At 39.9% G+C, this 17,742-nt stretch carries 14 protein-coding genes; 7 read left to right on the forward strand and 7 right to left on the reverse strand.

Annotated elements, in window-relative coordinates; translation table 11 throughout:
* The first annotated feature begins 203 nt into the window (after positions 1 to 203).
* Positions 204 to 3,719 carry a helicase-exonuclease AddAB subunit AddB gene (addB, locus tag BGM26_RS00210; RefSeq protein WP_217037725.1) on the forward strand — a complete coding sequence of 1,172 codons (3,516 nt, stop codon included), beginning with the start codon at positions 204 to 206 and terminating at the stop codon, positions 3,717 to 3,719.
* A complete protein-coding gene (gene addA / locus BGM26_RS00215; protein ID WP_217037726.1) occupies positions 3,691 to 7,452 on the forward strand; it encodes a helicase-exonuclease AddAB subunit AddA in 3,762 nt (1,253 codons plus the stop codon). The genes addB and addA overlap by 29 nt, the downstream gene beginning before the upstream one ends.
* A gap of 60 nt (positions 7,453 to 7,512) precedes the next feature.
* Here the strand turns inward: addA and BGM26_RS00220 are convergent, their stop codons facing one another.
* The 6 genes from BGM26_RS00220 to BGM26_RS00245 all read right to left on the reverse strand — a co-directional run bounded on the left by BGM26_RS00220 (position 7,513) and on the right by BGM26_RS00245 (position 9,691).
* Positions 7,513 to 7,731 (reverse strand): spore germination protein, encoded by a 219-nt coding sequence (locus BGM26_RS00220; RefSeq protein ID WP_217037727.1) that lies wholly within the window; start codon positions 7,729 to 7,731, stop codon positions 7,513 to 7,515.
* A gap of 33 nt (positions 7,732 to 7,764) precedes the next feature.
* Positions 7,765 to 8,166 carry a spore germination protein GerPE gene (locus BGM26_RS00225; RefSeq protein WP_217037728.1) on the reverse strand — a complete coding sequence of 134 codons (402 nt, stop codon included), beginning with the start codon at positions 8,164 to 8,166 and terminating at the stop codon, positions 7,765 to 7,767.
* 6 nt (positions 8,167 to 8,172) lie between these two features.
* Positions 8,173 to 8,349: a spore gernimation protein GerPD gene (locus tag BGM26_RS00230; protein WP_217037729.1), complete on the reverse strand. Its 177-nt coding sequence runs from the start codon at positions 8,347 to 8,349 to the stop codon at positions 8,173 to 8,175.
* Positions 8,346 to 8,969, reverse strand: coding sequence for a spore germination protein GerPC (gerPC, locus tag BGM26_RS00235; protein WP_217037730.1), 624 nt, complete (start codon positions 8,967 to 8,969; stop codon positions 8,346 to 8,348). Before gerPC ends, BGM26_RS00230 begins: the two co-directional genes overlap by 4 nt.
* A 257-nt stretch (positions 8,970 to 9,226) precedes the next feature.
* Positions 9,227 to 9,454 (reverse strand): spore germination protein GerPB, encoded by a 228-nt coding sequence (locus BGM26_RS00240; protein WP_217037731.1) that lies wholly within the window; start codon positions 9,452 to 9,454, stop codon positions 9,227 to 9,229.
* 15 nt (positions 9,455 to 9,469) lie between these two features.
* Complete coding sequence (locus BGM26_RS00245; protein ID WP_217037732.1) at positions 9,470 to 9,691, reverse strand: spore germination protein; 222 nt, start codon at positions 9,689 to 9,691, stop codon at positions 9,470 to 9,472.
* A gap of 228 nt (positions 9,692 to 9,919) precedes the next feature.
* Here BGM26_RS00245 and BGM26_RS00250 point away from each other — a divergent pair, with 228 nt between their 5' ends.
* Together BGM26_RS00250 and BGM26_RS00255 are read left to right on the forward strand one after the other, a co-directional pair.
* Complete coding sequence (locus BGM26_RS00250; protein ID WP_217037733.1) at positions 9,920 to 11,512, forward strand: long-chain-fatty-acid--CoA ligase; 1,593 nt, start codon at positions 9,920 to 9,922, stop codon at positions 11,510 to 11,512.
* Positions 11,513 to 11,793: 281 nt separating this feature from the next.
* Positions 11,794 to 12,702: a fumarylacetoacetate hydrolase family protein gene (locus BGM26_RS00255; RefSeq protein ID WP_217037734.1), complete on the forward strand. Its 909-nt coding sequence runs from the start codon at positions 11,794 to 11,796 to the stop codon at positions 12,700 to 12,702.
* 255 nt (positions 12,703 to 12,957) lie between these two features.
* On the opposite strand, the gene BGM26_RS00260 is transcribed toward BGM26_RS00255, so the two are convergent.
* On the reverse strand, positions 12,958 to 13,503 hold the full coding sequence (locus BGM26_RS00260) for a TetR/AcrR family transcriptional regulator (protein WP_217037735.1): 546 nt from the start codon (positions 13,501 to 13,503) through the stop codon (positions 12,958 to 12,960).
* 322 nt (positions 13,504 to 13,825) lie between these two features.
* Between BGM26_RS00260 and BGM26_RS00265 the strand changes: the two genes are divergently transcribed.
* The 3 genes from BGM26_RS00265 (at position 13,826) to BGM26_RS00275 (ending at position 17,673) form a co-directional block, all read left to right on the forward strand.
* Positions 13,826 to 14,923: an MBL fold metallo-hydrolase gene (locus BGM26_RS00265; RefSeq protein WP_217037736.1), complete on the forward strand. Its 1,098-nt coding sequence runs from the start codon at positions 13,826 to 13,828 to the stop codon at positions 14,921 to 14,923.
* A gap of 171 nt (positions 14,924 to 15,094) precedes the next feature.
* Positions 15,095 to 15,451 (forward strand): YisL family protein, encoded by a 357-nt coding sequence (locus BGM26_RS00270; protein WP_217037737.1) that lies wholly within the window; start codon positions 15,095 to 15,097, stop codon positions 15,449 to 15,451.
* A gap of 152 nt (positions 15,452 to 15,603) precedes the next feature.
* Positions 15,604 to 17,673, forward strand: a complete 2,070-nt coding sequence (locus BGM26_RS00275) for a bifunctional diguanylate cyclase/phosphodiesterase (protein ID WP_217037738.1) — start codon at positions 15,604 to 15,606, stop codon at positions 17,671 to 17,673.
* The last annotated feature ends 69 nt before the right edge of the window (positions 17,674 to 17,742 follow it).

A 17,742-nucleotide genomic window follows, 5' to 3' on the forward strand; every position in this document is an offset into this window, starting at 1 on the left:
ATTCAGTGGGGGTTCAAACCTCGGCTGAATAAAGTTAAGCCTCCGGCGAGCCTTTCGATTTTTTAAAGGAATTTATCGAGCAAACTAAGATAAAAATCTGGGCACATTGCGCTAAGGAGAATTTGATCAATAATGAGTGGCTTCTGTGATAATATAATTTGTAGAAGATAGCATTATTTTTGAAACGGAAGAGGAGGCTGGCAATGTCCGTTCGACTATTGATTGGCCGTTCAGGGAGCGGCAAAACAGAATATTGCTTGAACGAAATACGGGAAGAATTAGGCAAGAACCCAGATGGAGACCCGATTATCTACTTAGTGCCTGAACAGATGACATTTCTATCAGAATATAAATTAATAACAACGCCGAATCTTGGCGGGATGATCCGCAGCCAGGTGTATTCTTTCACGCGCCTTGCATGGCGAATCCTTCAGGAAACAGGCGGAATTAGCCGCTCTCATTTAAACAGCGTTGGGATCAGCATGCTCATCCGGAAGATTATCGAGGATAAAAAGGGGGAGCTAAAGCTTTTTCAGCGTGCGGCTGATAAAAATGGCTTTATTCAGCAAATGGAACAAATGATGACAGAGTTCAAAAGGTATTGCGTAAATCCTAGCGAACTTGCGGAAAAGCAAACCCAGTTGTCGGGAGCGGAAAAAACGAATAAGGCATTAGCGGATAAATTGCACGATCTCCAATTAATTTATAAGAGCTTCGAAGAATCACTCTATGAGAAATATGTAGATTCAGAGGATTATTTTCGTCTTTTAACTGAAAAAGCAGCTGAATCTGATTATTTAAAAAGGGCAGAAGTGTATATTGATGGATTTTATAGCTTTACCCCACAAGAATATATGATTGTTGAGCAATTATTGAAGCTCTGCAAAAAAGTAACGATCACATTTACTCTCGATCAGCCATTTAAGCAAGCAACGCCTGCCGACCTGCACTTATTTCGGATGTCAGGAGAGAACTGCCAGACGATATATGAGATGGCTCACCGGAATGGGATTGAAATAGAAGAGATATTTCTGAAAGAACAAATGCGATGGAAAGACCAGTCATTAAAGCATTTAGAAGCTCATTTTGATGCACGCCCTGCTGTCAGTTATCAAGGAGAAACAGCTATTCATATTGGCCACGCAGTGAACAGACGAGCAGAAATCGAAGGGATCGCCCGCAAAATCAATCAGCTAGTCCGGACCGAAGGATTGCGTTATAGAGATATCGCGATTCTTGCGAGGAATGGACAAGATTACCACGATATTATTGAAACAATTTTTTATGACTATGGGATTCCATATTTTATCGATCAAAAGCGGACAATGCTGAATCACCCTTTAGTTGAATTAATCCGTTCAATCCTGGAGATCATTAATGGAAACTGGCGTTACGAGCCGATTTTTCGGGCCGTCAAAACCGAATTATTATTCCCGGCAAAATTAAATGCGAATCGTTTGCGTGAGCAGATGGACAAGCTAGAAAACTATGTTCTTGCCTATGGCATTCAAGGGGATAAATGGACAAAGAAAAAAAGGTGGATTTACCGTAGAATCAGAGGATTGGAATTTGATTCGATCGTACAAACGGATGCAGAAAAGCAAACGGAGCAAGAACTAAATGAATTAAGGGACCTGATCACGTCCCCTATTCTACGCTTGGCACGACGACTTAAGAAGGCGGATAGCGGCAGAAAACTTTGTGAAGCCGTCTATTTATTTATTGAAGAATTAGACGTACCGGCAAAATTGGAAAAATGGAAGCTTGCTGAAGAAGAAAGAGGAAATCTTGTCAAATCAAGGGAACACGACCAGGCTTGGAATGCCATCATGGAGCTTTTGGATCAATATGTCGAAATGCTCGGAGAAGAAGAAATCACGCCTAAGCGATTTGCTCAAATCCTCGATTCCGGCATGGAGTCACTTCGCTTTACCCTTGTCCCGCCTGCTATTGATCAAGTAGTGGCGGCTGATTTAGAAAGATCGCGCCTTTCGGACGTCAAAGCAGCTTTTGTGATCGGGCTGAATGAGGGCGTACTTCCTGCTAAATTTTCGGAGGAAGGGGTGCTCGCGGATGAGGATAGAGAGCAGCTTCTTGCTAATGGGTTAAAAATTGCCCCTGGGAGCAGAACTCGCCTTCTTGATGAAGAATTTCTTGCCTATAAAGCATTTGTGACAGCATCTGAATGGCTTTTTATTAGCTATCCGCTCGCGAATGAAGAAGGAAAAGCATTAATGCCATCTACCTATATTAAAAGGATGGCAGATTTATTTCCAGACTGCAGGCAGCATTATTTTATGACAGATCCTGCCGAGCTTCCTGAAGAGGAACAGCTGGAATATGCCGCCAATGTAAATACCGCCCTATCTTATTTAACATCACAATTACAACTGAAGAAACGAGCTTATCCGATTTATGATTTCTGGTGGGATATTTACAACTTTTATCTCAATAATGAGAGCTGGAGACGCACCGCTCTTAAAGTTCTATCGAGTCTTAATTATGAAAACCGTTCACAGCAATTGGGGGAAGAAGTAAGCAAAGACTTATACGGGGATTTAATCCAGGCCAGTGTGTCCAGAATGGAACTATTCCACAGCTGTCCGTTTTCCCATTATACACAGCATGGGCTGAAACTAAGGGAACGGCAAGTTTTCCGGCTTGAAGCGCCAGATATTGGAGACTTATTCCACGCCGCTTTAAAATATATTGCCGAAATTGTTATGAAAGGGAAGCTTTCATGGACAGAAATGACAAGGGATCAATGTGAAATCCTTGCCAAAGAAGCGGTTGAAATGCTCGCCCCGAAATTGCAGAATGAAATATTATTAAGTTCAAACCGCCATTATTATATAAAAAGAAAGCTCGAACAGATTATTAGCCGAGCGTCATATGTTTTAAGTGAACAAGCAAAATCGAGCGGCTTTTCACCAATCGGGCTGGAGCTTGCTTTCGGGCCAGAGGGGGAGCTGCCGCCGTTAACTTTTCCACTGAAGAACGGGGCTAAGATGGAGCTTGTTGGAAGAATTGACCGTGTGGATAAGGCTAGTGATGGGAACGGGGTGTTTTTAAGAGTCGTAGACTATAAATCCAGTTCAAAAGATTTAAATGTGAATGATGTTTATTATGGACTCGCTTTACAAATGCTCACCTATTTAGATATCATCATCAGCCACTCCAATGCCTTGATTGGCATGGATGCCGACCCGGCGGGAGTTCTGTATTTCCATGTGCATAATCCAATGATCAGCACGACGAAAATCCTTACATTGGAAGAGATCGAAAAGGAAGTTTTTAAAAAGTTTAAAATGAATGGCCTCATGCTCGGAGACAAAAACGTTATTCGATTGATGGATCAATCGCTTGAATCCGGGGATTCATCGATTGTCGCGGCTGGAATTAAAAAAGACGGAACGATTTCAAAACGATCCAAGGTAGCAAGCAAACAGGAGTTTAACGATTTGCGAAGCTATGTCCGGAATATGTATGTAGGGACAGGAAATGCGATAACAGAAGGGAAAGTAGATATTTCTCCTTATAAAATGAAGGATAAAACCCCTTGTACATTTTGTTCTTATAAATCGGTCTGCCAATTCGATGAATCCTTGGAATCGAATAACTATCGATTACTCGTTCCACAGCCGAAAGAAGAAGTGCTTGAATTGATTCGAAAGGAGGTAGAGGAGCATCATGAAAACGACCATACCGGAAAAGCCTGAAGGGGTTACTTGGACAGATGATCAGTGGAAAGCGATTATGGCGAAAGGACAGGATATTCTTGTTGCTGCCGCGGCAGGATCGGGAAAAACAGCCGTTCTCGTTGAAAGGATTATTAAGAAAGTGCTTTCCGAAACAGACCCAATCAACGTCGATGAATTGCTCGTCGTTACCTTTACAAATGCATCCGCGGCAGAAATGCGGCATCGGATCGGGGAAGCACTAGAAAAGGCCATTAATGAGAACCCGAAATCCTTGCATCTAAGAAAGCAATTAAGCTTATTAAATAAAGCATCGATCTCTACCTTGCATTCTTTCTGTTTGGAGTTAATTAGAAAGTATTATTATATGATTGATATTGATCCGGGTTTTCGCATTGCTGATGAAACCGAAGCGCAGCTTTTAAGAGATGAAGTGTTAGATGAGCTTTTAGAAGAGGAATATGGCAGAGAAGGAAATGAAACGTTCTTTGCGCTCGTCGATACGTTTACGAATGACCGGAGTGACACGGCCTTACAAGACATCGTTCGGGATATATACGATTTTGCAAGATCCAATCCGTCACCAAATGAATATTTACATTCTATCTTGGCGATGTATGATGTCGATGATGCAGCTAAAATCGAACAACTCCCATTTGCCCACTCCCTTTTGCATGACATTGATCTTCAGCTTAAAGGGGCAAAGCAATTACTTGAAAGTGGGCTGGAGCTGACGAAGCTCCCTGGGGGTCCTGCACCGCGGGCAGAAAACTTTATCTCGGACCTCCATATCGTTGATACCCTTATCAAGGCAAAAGCTGAATCTTGGACAACTCTTTATGAAGCGATGCAAACTTGGTCATTCTCAAGGGCCAAAACTTGCAAAGGAGATGCCTTTGAGAAGGAATTAGTAGAAAAAGCGCAGAAACTGCGGGAAAAGGCGAAAAAGCTGCTTCAGGAATTAAAGGATGAGCTTTTCTCCCGTAAGCCGGAAAGTTTCACACGTGATATGAAAGAAATGAAGCAGCATATCGGTACCCTTATTTCTCTCGTTAAGAAGTTTTCAGAGCGATTTAATCTAATGAAAAGTGAAAAAGGCCTTGTCGATTTTGCTGATCTTGAACATTATTGTTTGGAAATCCTCTCTGAAGCAGAGGCTGATGGCAGCCTATTACCTTCAGATGCTGCTCTAGCGTGCAGAAATCAGTTTAAAGAAGTGCTCGTTGATGAATACCAAGATGTGAACATGGTTCAGGAAGCGATTATTCAATTGGTTACCATGGATGGGGAAGAAACGGGAAATCTATTTATGGTTGGGGATGTGAAGCAATCGATATATCGCTTTCGCTTGGCGGAACCGAATTTATTTTTAGGCAAGTATAACCGGTTTGCCGTTGAGGAGAATTCGGGATTAAGGATTGACCTAGCTAGGAATTTCAGGAGCCGAAAAGAAGTCCTTCACGGTACGAATTATATTTTTAAACAAGTCATGGGTGTTTCAGTTGGAGAAATCGAATATGACGAAGCGGCTGAATTAATAAAAGGAGCCCCGTATTCGGAGGAACAGTTATATCCTATTGAACTGGCGGTCATTGATCTGGAGGGAAAGGAAGAAGAAGAGCCCCAGGAAAATGAACAAGAAGAGTTTGACGAGGCTGACCTTGCCCAGTCACAGCTTGAAGCTAGATACATGGCCACGAAAATTAAAGAATTGATAGCTGATCGAAAAGAAGTATACAATCCAAAAACGAAGTCAGGAAGGCCTGCCATGTACAGGGACGTCGTTATTCTGCTTCGCTCGATGACATGGGCACCTCAGATCATGGAGGAATTTAAGCAACAGGGGATTCCGATCTATGCCAATCTGTCGAACGGTTACTTTGAGGCGACTGAAGTAGCCATCATGTTGTCGCTATTGAAAATCATCGACAACCCATATCAGGATATCCCGCTTGCATCTGTATTAAGATCTCCAATCGTCGGACTGACAGAGGAAGAACTTGCAAAAATACGAGTTAACCATAGAAATGGAAATTATTATGAAGCATTGGTTTCTTTTTGTAAAGCTAGGCCTGCTCAGGATACAGAAGAATTGTTTGGGAAAATTCGTCCCTTCTTTGATCAATTGAAGGAATGGCGTGTGTTGGCGCGCCAAAGTTCTCTTTCGGATTTAATTTGGCAACTTTACAGGGAAACGCATTTTTATGACTTTGTTGGGGGTATGCCGGGAGGAAAACAAAGACAGGCCAATCTTCGTGCCCTATATGACAGAGCTCGGCAATATGAAGCAACCTCTTTCAGGGGGCTGTTCCGCTTTTTGCGATTTATCGAAAGAATGCGTGACAGAGGGGACGACCTCGGTGCGGCTCGTGCTTTAGGCGAGCAAGAAGACGTAGTTCGCATCATGACCATCCATAGCAGTAAAGGACTGGAGTTTCCGTTTGTATTCATCGCGGGACTTGCCCGCAATTTTAATACAATGGACTTGAAAAAGCCGTATATGCTCGATAAAGAATATGGATTTGCAGCGAAATATGTTAATGCAGAAAAGAGAATCTCTTATCCGTCCTTGCCTCAGCTCGCTTTTAAAAGGAAAAAGAAAATGGAAATGCTTGCAGAAGAGATGCGCGTTTTATACGTAGCTTTAACTAGGGCTAAAGAGAAGCTATATTTAGTAGCCTCTGTGAAAAGTGCAGAGAAAAAAATGAACCAGTGGGCACAATCAGCGGATCATACAGAATGGCTTCTAAACGACTTTGATCGTGCTTCGGCAAATAGCTATCTTGATTGGATCGGGCCATCTCTTATTAGACATAGGGATTGTGGGGAATTGCTAGCGGATGGGATTGGAATGAACCCTCTCATTCCATCGGAAATGATCGGGCATCCATCATGCTGGGATATCCAAATTCTGAAGGGTGAAGAGGTAGCAAAGATTGAAAAACAATCGGAATCAGAAGAAGATTCCTTACTTAAGAAAGTTTTTGCTGGAGAACCCGTTCCGGTTCAGTCAGCACGCAGTCATGCTGTAGAGGCTCAGCTTTCGTGGAGGTATCCGGATTTACAATCAGCTTGGCACCGTTCTAAACAATCTGTTTCAGAGGTGAAAAGACAAAAAGAGATTTTTGCTGATGAAGAGAGCGGTAGTGAGCTGACACGTAAATTCAGCAAGCCACTGTGGAACCGTCCTGCGTTCATGCAGGAAAAATCATTAACTCCAGCTGAGCGGGGAACAGCGATGCATATGGTAATGCAGCATATGGATTTCAAGTTTCCTGTTACGGAAAAAGCTGTAGATGAAAAATTGGATGAAATGGTCCAAAAAGAGCTGTTGACCATGGAGCAAAGAGACAGTATTAACTCATTCCAAGTCCTGCAGTTTTTCGAAACGGATATCGGACAAAGACTCGTTCGTGCCAGTACAATCAATCGGGAAATTCCATTCAGTTTATCTTTTCCAGCAAGTGAAATATATCCCGATTGGCAGGGGGCAGACGAGCCTGTCTTAATTCAAGGAATCATTGACTGTGTTTTTGAGGATGAAGAGGGAATGGTTCTCCTTGATTATAAAACCGATGGCATTACCGACCGTTTTAAAGGTGGATTTGCTGAAGCGAGGACAGTGCTTGAGGAAAGATACAAAATTCAAATAGACATGTACACAAGAGCATTGGAACAAATTCTAAAACGTAAAGTAAATGAGCGCTATTTATTTTTCTTCGATGGAGCTCATACGTTAAAGATGGATTCATAATATAGAATCAATGAAAAGTAAAAAGCGGCTGATTCATTTTTTGTGAGTCAGCCACTTTTTTTAGTTATTCCCAATTGTCGGCTGGTCAATCAGATTTGTATCTATTACGTTGCTTGCATTAAGGCCATTATTCGTAATGATAAATCCCCCGGTATTTAATGCACCCTGACCCGAATTTTGTTTTGTATTGCTTTTTGGATTAATAAAAACGGCATCACCGAACTGGACAATCCCTCCGCCGACATTAATGATTTGTACCGGACCGATAATCGCTGGCATGTCAAACATCCTTTTCCTTTTGGCTATTGTATATCAGTATATTTCAGTTTCTCTACTTTGTTCAGAGTCTCTTGGTAATAGCTGTCGTATATGCTTAACTCTCGCTTCCATAGAAACGTGATAACTGCTTCCGATATGAATCAAGGAAGATGCAGACACCCCGTTAATATCAATGTTATTAACTTTAATAGCAGGATTTAGATTAATGGACTGCATGAAGAAATTTTCTTCGATGAGCGGGAAGGGGATATTTTTAGTAAAAGCAGGGTAGGCTTGAAAATTCCCTTCGTTTCCAAAAAAGGTGTCAGCTTCTCGGTGTACGGCAAGAGCACGACTAAACCCTTGAATAAAGGTTGAATCCCCGATTTCAAAAACGGATGAAATAATTAGGGTGTCTATTTTAATATGATCCACAATAGATGTTCTACTAAGCATTTCTAATCACTCCGGCGTTAATGGAACAAATGGGCCAATAATTAACGATTCAGCAGGTGTGTCAAATACAGACGCAAGCTGGATCGTTTGCGTGTCTCCTACCATTAAAAGCGAAGAACTCGATACCCCGATAATCCTAATGTTGCCAACACATAAATCCCGATTATAAACTTCAAAATTCACTCATTATTCATTCCCTTCACATGATTAGGCAAATTGCTGATAAATATTTGCACTCCATTTTGGATTTCTTTTTTTAACTGCTCAAGAATTTGTTCTTTCATACTGGCTGTTTTTCCGTCTCCCTTATTTCGAGCGGAAGCCTGGAACTGTTTTAGGTGGAGATCGATTCGGTTTGGCAATTGCTTTTTAATATCTTCCTTAATAAAGGTTATATATGATTCATCGACGGATGTGTTCATTTTACCTTCTATTTCTTTGATGACCAACGGTAAATCATTTTCCAAATATTTATAGATTTCATCTTCTATTTCCATTGTTCGTTGAAATTGAACTTTTGGATGATTTGGCGTATTGATTCCTTGGTTATTGACAGCAAAATCTTCAATCTCTTGAAGTTCAGCTGGATTTAAGCCGATATTTAAGGTACCGTCCAGTGATTCAACTTTTAATTGATCAAACTTATATTCAATTTTATCTACTCTAACAGGAGGGCGTCCTTTCAATGCTTTCGTCTCTTTTTCCAATTCCATAACCTTTTTTTCTAAGTTTCCAATTCTTTTTTCCTGGGCTTCTATAAAGGCGTGCAGTTTTTGCAGGTAATAGTATAATTCTTGATTCATAGATATCACCACGCCCTTTCGAAACCGATTGAATATTAAAGCTCTTTTCGCTTCAAAATTTGCCCGTTGCTTTCCGCTGCGGGCACTTGCTTCCGCGGGGAGGGACGGGAGCCTCCTCGGCGTTAACTGCCTGTGGGGTCTCCCGCTTCCCTCTATTCCCGCAGGAGTCAAGTGCCCTCCGCTCCAATCAACTCAGATTTATTTATATAAAATAACACTAATAAATCAACAAAGTTTACGAAAACAGCCAAAATGAATTACCTTCCCCCTCCTAATGGTACTGACGGGGCCTCAATATATTCTCCCATGCCAAAACCACCGAGATGGTTCGCTTCAGGGGCAGGTGCAGTAAATCCTCCTGTGTTATATAAATGTGCAGCAGGCTTGATAATACCAGCACTGCCAATCTGCAAGACGGAAGAATTCGTTATCCCGCCGATTTTGATAAAATTAATATTGATGGATTGCTGTATATAAAAATTCATAAAATCACCTTATCATTAAGCATTAAAAAAGTTTCCTTGATCAATTCCGTCTGAATCGTAGGTGTTCGTACTGCTTTGCTGATTATAAATACTTAGGCCATCCCCTGTATTAAAGGAACCAGACCCAGAAAATGTTTTGACATTCGCTAACGGCATAATCTTATAAACATCCCCGATATGAAATACCCCGCTGCTTCCGATCGAAACAACCTGTGCCACCCCAACGATAGCTGGCATACACTACACCCTTTTTTATGATTTCTTTAATATCGTATGTGCCTAATAATGGATTGTGATAAAAACGCCCAAATTTTCCAGCCACCTTGATCAAAAAAACATTATGAATATTGATATTGAAATGTACTATAACAGACACTTTTTCGGAAAATAACCTATAAACGGCTTCGAATTTTATGTTAATATGAATTATATGAATTTTATAATTATTTGGTGGGGGGAAATGATATGAATGTCCCATTATTGTTGACGCAATTTTTGGATCGTGCCGTTTCATTATATGGTTCTAAGAAGGCAATCATTTGCGATGACAGAGTGTTTACTTACAAGGAACTAAATGAAAGGGTTAACAAGCTGTCACATGGTTTGAAGGCACTTGGGGTGAAAAAAGGAGACCGCGTTGCTTATTTAGCCCCGAACACGCTTGAAATGCTGGAAGGGTTTTATGGCATTTTCCAGTTAGGAGCTATTATGGTTCCATTAAATATTCGTTTAAAGCCAGATGATTATGTATTTATCTTGAATCATAGTGAAACAAAAGTGTTATTTGTTGATCAGGATTTATATCAATTGATTGTTCCGGTAAAAGAACAATTGAAAACAGTTGAAAAAATCATCGTCCATTACAAAGAGGATGATTCAGAAGAAACGGATTATGATCAGTGGCTTGAAAGTCAGTCAGAGCAGTCATTTAAGAGGGAAATCTTAGATGAGAATGATTTATGCAGCCTATTATATACAAGTGGAACGACTGGGAGCCCAAAAGGAGTAATGCTGACACATCGGAATAACTATTTGCATGCCTTAAGCGCGATGCACCATTTACGTGTTCAGGATCAGGACGTATTGCTTCACGTACTGCCTATGTTCCATGTGAATGGCTGGGGTTCGCCTTTTTATTACACAGCGAACGGGGCTACGCAAGTATGTTTAAGAAAGGCTTCTCCAGAACATATTTTTGAGGCATTACAAAAACATCAAGTTTCGATTATGCATATGGCGCCGACGGTCCTTAACTCGCTGCTTCAGCATTTTGAGAAAAGTCAACCGCAGATTGAGCAGTCAGTCCGTGTTGTCATCGCAGGATCGGCCCCACCGCCAGCCTTTGTGACAAGAGTGGAAAAAGAGCTTGGCTGGGAGTTTTTGCAGGTGTATGGAATGACTGAATCATCCCCATTGAGTACTGTTTCTGCTATTCGATCTCATTTGAGGGATTTACCAATAGAGGAGCAATATCGGATGAAGGCAAAGGCCGGCTATCCGATGATTAGCTGCGAAGTGAAGGTAATGAATGAAGATGGACAAGAAGTGGCCCAAAACGGAACGGAAATTGGTGAAGTTGTAGTCCGAAGCAATGGGGTAATGAAGGGCTATTGGAAAAATGAAGAGGCTACAATGGAAGCAATCCGGGATGGCTGGCTACATACAGGTGATATGGCAACTGTCGATGTATACGGAAATATTGATATTGTCGATCGGAAAAAGGATATAATCATAAGCGGTGGTGAGAATATTTCCTCCATTGAGATTGAGGGCGTATTATACGATCACCCATCCGTCCTAGAGGCAGCTGTCATTGCGGTTCCGCATGAAAAATGGGGAGAGACACCCCATGCGTTTGTCGTACTTAGAGAAAATCAACATGCATCAGAGCAAGAGATGATTGCCTTTACAAGAGAAAAGCTTGCCCATTTTAAAGCGATTACGGGAGTAACATTTATCGAAGCACTGCCAAAGACAGCTTCTGGTAAAATTCAAAAAATCCATTTGCGCAATGATTATTGGGAAGAGAGTGGGAGAGAAGGCAGATTTGTAAATTGACTGGGATTTCTATGAATGAAGGGACTGTCTATTAAACAGTGATAAAAGCTATGTTTTTATTTAAAGGCCGTTTTCTAAAAGATTGTTGCTTTTATCAACATTGAAAACCGGTGAGTGGATTGGAGCGGAAAGGAATTGACTCCAGCGAGAGATAGAGGAAAAGTCGAGACCCCGCAGACGAAACCTAGAGGAGGCTCGACTTCCTCCCCGCGGAAAGCAACGGTCATTGTTCCAGATAACAACAAAGTTTACGATCAATCAAATAAATTAGGAGTGTTCAAATGAAGTTCGTTACAGCTGAAATAAGCGGGGAAGCCTTTGTGGGTTTAATGAATGAAACAGACAGAAAGATTCTGCCACTTGGCAAGGCGGCGGAAAAGAAAGATGGCAGCACTGATCTACCTTCTGCGATGCAGGAATGCATCGCTTTAGGAGACTCGTTTATTCAAAGCGTACGCAATCTCTTAGACTGGGTGAAAGGAAATCCTGAAGGAGAGGATTTATACATCCCATTGGATTCAGTAAAATTATTAGCGCCGATTCCGCGTCCGGGAAAAAATATTTTTTGTATCGGCAAAAACTATGCTGATCATGCGATTGAAATGGGCAGTAAAGAGGATATTCCCGAGCATATCATGGTGTTTACAAAAGCGCCAACAACGGTCATTGCTGATAAAGAGATGATTCTAAACCATCGGGATATTACGGAGCAGTTGGACTACGAAGGAGAACTCGCAGTCATTATTGGTAAAAAAGGGAGAGGCATTAAGAAGGAAGAAGCCCTTGATTATGTTTTTGGCTATACGATCATCAATGATGTGACGGCAAGGGATCTACAATCGCGTCATAAACAGTTTTTTATTGGGAAAAGCCTTGATACAACATGTCCAATGGGGCCGTGGATTGTTCATTCTTCAACGATTGAAAATCCAAATAAACTAGATATCAAAACAAGTGTAAACGGTGAAATAAGACAAAATTCTAACACAGAAAACTTTCTTTTTCCGATAGAAGAAATCATTGCTGTTCTTTCAAAGGGAATGACCCTTGAGCCGGGAGATATTATCGCAACAGGAACCCCTGCAGGTGTCGGAAAAGGCTTCAAACCGCCTCGCTTCCTGCAGCCAGGGGATGCAGTCGAAATTACAGTTGAAAATATTGGGACTCTATCGAATAAAATTGAAGGTTGATTTAAGTTAAATTTAAGGATCCTATGACGATTGTTACGTCAATTTCTATCATAAGGGTGTGAGGATAAATTTGGAAACCAGTGGCTCGCTACCATGTAAGAACGATATTTCCTTACATTTTTTGTGGTGAAGCATGGCTTCATGGATGACTAACGGGCAGGATAGAGTAATAAAATGACAATAATTAATCAATATCAAACAAGGAGTAGTAGACAAACTGCTCCTTGTTTGATTAAGTTGCTTTTAAGATATTGATTATAGATTCCTATCTAATAATATTCCTGCTTGCTCTGCCATGACGTGAGGGGGATAAGGCATCCCATTCTTGAACCACCATTCCACTGACCCAACAATTGCCGCTCCAAAAAATTGAACAATAAAATCCTCACTTAATCCGTGATTTTTCCCTCCTGTTACATTCACTTCATTCTTTAGCTCTTTTACGACAAACTCTAGGAACCGATTGCGAAAAAAAGGGACTTCTTTGTTCGCTAACATTGTTGAAAAGAATAAAAAATTACGTTCAAAGTATTCGAACCATATACGGTTTGCATTTACAAAATCTATTTCAGCTGCTGATTCGCACAATTCTCGCAACCTGTTAATATGTTCTTCAATGAGTTTATCTAGTAGATCAAATTTATCCATGTAATGGTGATAAACGGTTCTTCGCCCAACATTTGCTTTATCAGAAATATCCTTTATCGTAATTTTATCGAAATTTTTTTCAGACATCAGTTCAATAAAGGCTTTTTTTATTGCTTCTTGGGATTTGAGTATTCTTCTATCCACCATAGACATTCTGAGAGTCACCAAACTTTCTTGAAAATAATTACACAAGTTTAATCAATATGTGCATTAAGGCACAAAACGTGGTCATTTGATTATTGAAGAAATCCTGTTTTTATTTTAAATTATACACATATGCGCGATATTGCACCATTATGTATTATTCTGCTAACATCAAATTTATGTAGCTTCGAGATAATAGAAGAAAATTACATGAAAAAAGGGTTTGAAATGTCAAATATAGAAGGACTACACCCCACATAGAGGATGATTGGGGATTTTGCACCAAAACTTGTTCTTGCAACAAATGTTAAGAAAGGAATTGTGAAAAAAAGTGATATATTTATTCATTTTTTTCGTTGTATTATGTGTTGTCTTTTCATTGTTTATTAACTTACATCCAGCATTCGGCGGGAACCCTAGTAAAGAACAAAAAGAAGTGTATGAGAAGTTTGATAATTATGACAAAGGTAAATTTGTTAATCAGATGCCAACAAGGTTGAATATGAGTTTAGCTGATTACTTCTCTCTGATGAAGGAGTCTATTTCAGGTCGTAAAGATCGCAATCCTGCCGGTCAAGTTTCTGTCGCAGAGATTGATTGGAACAAAATTAAAAGTGAAGAAGATAGTTTAACTTGGTTTGGGCATTCTGCTTTTTTACTCAGTATCGATAACAAAAAGATCCTTGTAGACCCCATGTTAGGTCCAGTAGCTTCACCCGTTTCTTTTGCAGGAAGCAAACGCTACAGTGAAGATATGTTGCATATTATCGATAGAATGCCGCCTATTGATGCCGTCTTCATTACCCATGATCATTACGATCACCTAGATTATCCATCCATTCGAAAGCTGAAGGAAAAGGTCGGTCAATTCTTCGTTCCTTATGGTGTAAGTGCTCACTTGATCCGATGGGGAGTTGCAAAAGAAAACATAACAGAATTTAATTGGTGGGATGAAACGGAGTTCCAAGGTTTAACGGTTGCATTCACTCCATCCAAACACTTCTCTGGAAGAGGGCTTTTTAATCGGGATACGACGTTATGGGGTGGTTGGGTCATTCTTGGTAAAGATACCCGTTTCTATACCAGTGGGGATGGTGGTTATGATTCACAATTCAAGGAAATCGGGCAAAAATACGGACCTTTTGACATCACTTTAATTGAAGGCGGTCAATACGACCGACGTTGGTCTTGGGTTCATATGACACCAGAACAAGCTGTACAGGCTAATTTAAATGTAAATGGGAAGAATATGATGTTAGTTCATTGGGGAGCTTTTACGCTTGCTTATCACAGTTGGACAGAACCTATAGATCGCGCATTAATAGAGGCAAAGAAAGCAGAACGGAATCTCATCGCCCCTAAAATTGGTGAAACTGTTCGATTAACTGGAGAGCTATCTGTTCCTGTCTCATCATGGTGGAAAATGTAAATTGAGAAAAACAGGGCATAGCTTTGATATTTTGACTTCTCGGTACGCACAAACTGGAGCAATAAAGGAAGCATATAATCCCAATAGCTATTACTATAAACACCTTAAGTTTAGGATTTTCCTTTTAGATATGATATGATGTAAACGAAATTTTATTTAGGAGGCCGTGAAATGATACATGCTCATATCACAACGTGGGTTGTAGCACTTGTTTTATTTTTCGTTGCAATTGGATTAAATAAAAGTGGCAAAGCAAAAGGCTTAAAAGTTGTTCAAATGATTTTAAGACTTTTTTATTTGCTAATTATCGGTACAGGGGTTTGGATCTTAAGCTCGATTCATAGCATTGATACCCTCTATGTAATAAAATCATTAGTCGGCATTTTGGTTATCGGCATGATGGAAATGATCATTGTTCGGTCGGTAAAAGGAAAGAACACAGCGATTTTTTGGCTGCTGTTTATTGTTTCCTTTGTTCTTGTTCTTTATTTAGGCTTTATTAAACTGCCATTAACTTTCCTTCCCTAAAGAAATTAAAATAAAATAGTTAATAATCCCTGAAAAGTTGCTGATAAGGCAGCTTTTTCTTTATTTTGACATGTCATGATTACTAGATTTATGGTATTTTTAACATGATGAGGAATATGTTGCAAAAATTAACTTAACTAGTGGTGGTTCGAATGGCTAAAACAATAACTTGTCTTTATGAAGATAATGAGCAATTAAATAGTTTCATAGAAAAACACAATCTTTGCGGACATCAGAACCTGCTTGTTCAAGTATTTTCAGGTAGAACAGACAGGTCTTTTCTCCTGCAACTGCAAAATATAATAAGAGCGATGATTCCTTTAGCGAAGGTCATAGGATGGGCAACTGCTGGGGAAAAAAATAAAGATCAAATGACTGAAAACGAAGTGGTCCTTTCTTTTACAATTTTTGAGAAAATAGATTTGAAAAGGGTTTTCCTGCAGCAAGATTTCTTTGAAAACGGATTTGAAATGGGGGAAAGCTTTACACGCTTTATAGAAGCAACAAATAGCGAGTTTCTTATACTGAATGAGAGTTTAAAAGTATCTGAGCAACATTTTAAATCTCTTTTTGACAATAATGATGATTTTGTTTATTCAACGGATTTGCATGGCAATATTACAAGTGTCAACCCAGCTTTTGAAAAAACGTTCGGATACAATATAAATGAAATCATTGGACAATCAGCAGTTAAATATGTCATGAGTGAGGATGTTCCCAAGGTCAAGATGTATTTTTATAAAGCTATAAATGGGAAAGAACAACACTATAATCTTAATCTCAAATCTAAGTTAGGGGTCATAAATTTTTTCCATATTAAAAACCTTCCGATTACAGTCAATGGGGAATGCGTAGGTGTTTATGTCATCGGGAGAAATATGACAGAGCAAAAGAAAATAGAAGAGAAAATAACAGAGTTAGCTTTTTTTGACCTAGAGACAGGGCTCCCAAACCGAACGAAATTCACAGAACAGCTTGAAATGATGCTGTTAAGCGCGAAAAAGCTAAAGCAGGTGCTCGCGGTTCTTTCCATTGATATCGATCGTTTTAAGATCATTAATGATAGCCTAGGTCATTTTGCGGGCGATATGATTTTAAAGGAAATGGCAAATCGAATTGAAAAAAGCCTTCCAAGCGGGGCTTATATTGGAAGGTTTGGCGGCGATAAATTTACAGTGATTCTATCAAAGGATATTCATGTCGAAGCAGTGATGAATACAGCCAAAAACATTCTTAATAAAATTGCCAACCCTGTTTTTTTTGAAGACCAAGATTTCTATGTGACTGCGAGTATAGGTGTAAGCCTTTATCCAGAAGATGGATTAGATGAACATGCTCTATTGAAAAATGCGGACATAGCAACGAATCGTTCAAAAGTTCAAGGGGGTAACCGAGTTACTTTCTTTTCAACCGAAATGAATGACCAGGCAATGATCAGATTTGAACTGGAAAGTTATTTAAGGAAGGCTCTCCCGAAAAAGGAATTTTATTTAATGTTTCAGCCATTGATTCATTTGGATACCGGGGAGATATTCGGAAGCGAGGCATTGATCCGCTGGAATCATCCTAAGCTTGGTATCGTATCACCGGCAGAGTTCATTCCATTAGCTGAAGAAACGGGACTAATACAAGAAATCGGCAACTGGGTACTTATGACAGCGTGTAAGCAAAATAAAAAATGGCAATCCCTCGGATACGGAAATTTATCTATTTCAGTCAATGTATCGGCCCACCAGTTTCAACAGCCTGATTTCTTGAAAGAGGTAAAAAGAGCATTGACGGAATCAAAACTTGAGCCTCAATACTTAACATTGGAGTTAACTGAGAGTACGATGCTCAGGGATGTTAATTATAGCATTCTAGTTATGAAGGCATTGCAAAAACTTGGTGTAAAGGTGTCAATCGATGATTTTGGAACAGGATATTCTTCGTTAAGTTACTTGAAGGATTTACCGATTGACACGTTAAAAATTGATCGCTCCTTCATCAATAATCTTCGGATCAATACATCTGATATTGCGATCGTCAAAGCGATCATTACGATGGGCCACGGCTTAGACGTCGAAATTGTGGCCGAAGGAGTCGAAACAAAAGAACAAATCGACCTTCTGAAAGAATTAAAATGCCAATATGCACAAGGTTTTTATCTTCATAGGCCGCTTATGATAGATGATTTTGAAATAGGATTGAGTAAAGTGGGAAAAGGTACTAGTATCAATTAATCAGTATGTGAAGCCTGCCCTTTAGGCAGGCTTCTTACTTACTTACATTCATTATGTTAGTTTGGTAAT

The sequence above is a fragment of the Bacillus sp. FJAT-29790 genome (genome assembly GCF_019039215.1).
In the GTDB taxonomy this organism is placed as follows: Bacteria; Bacillota; Bacilli; order Bacillales; family Cytobacillaceae; genus Cytobacillus.

Excerpts from the sequence above, each read along its gene's own strand:
- addB (WP_217037725.1), top strand. The coding sequence starts at position 204 with ATGTCCGTTCGACTATTGATTGGCCGTTCAGGGAGCGGCAAAACAGAA.
- addA (WP_217037726.1), top strand. The coding sequence starts at position 3,691 with ATGAAAACGACCATACCGGAAAAGCCTGAAGGGGTTACTTGGACAGAT.
- BGM26_RS00220 (WP_217037727.1), bottom strand. The coding sequence starts at position 7,731 with ATGCCAGCGATTATCGGTCCGGTACAAATCATTAATGTCGGCGGAGGG.
- BGM26_RS00225 (WP_217037728.1), bottom strand. The coding sequence starts at position 8,166 with ATGCTTAGTAGAACATCTATTGTGGATCATATTAAAATAGACACCCTA.
- gerPC (WP_217037730.1), bottom strand. The coding sequence starts at position 8,969 with ATGAATCAAGAATTATACTATTACCTGCAAAAACTGCACGCCTTTATA.
- BGM26_RS00240 (WP_217037731.1), bottom strand. The coding sequence starts at position 9,454 with ATGAATTTTTATATACAGCAATCCATCAATATTAATTTTATCAAAATC.
- BGM26_RS00245 (WP_217037732.1), bottom strand. The coding sequence starts at position 9,691 with ATGCCAGCTATCGTTGGGGTGGCACAGGTTGTTTCGATCGGAAGCAGC.
- BGM26_RS00250 (WP_217037733.1), top strand. The coding sequence starts at position 9,920 with ATGAATGTCCCATTATTGTTGACGCAATTTTTGGATCGTGCCGTTTCA.
- BGM26_RS00255 (WP_217037734.1), top strand. The coding sequence starts at position 11,794 with ATGAAGTTCGTTACAGCTGAAATAAGCGGGGAAGCCTTTGTGGGTTTA.
- BGM26_RS00260 (WP_217037735.1), bottom strand. The coding sequence starts at position 13,503 with ATGTCTATGGTGGATAGAAGAATACTCAAATCCCAAGAAGCAATAAAA.
- BGM26_RS00270 (WP_217037737.1), top strand. The coding sequence starts at position 15,095 with ATGATACATGCTCATATCACAACGTGGGTTGTAGCACTTGTTTTATTT.
- BGM26_RS00275 (WP_217037738.1), top strand. The coding sequence starts at position 15,604 with ATGGCTAAAACAATAACTTGTCTTTATGAAGATAATGAGCAATTAAAT.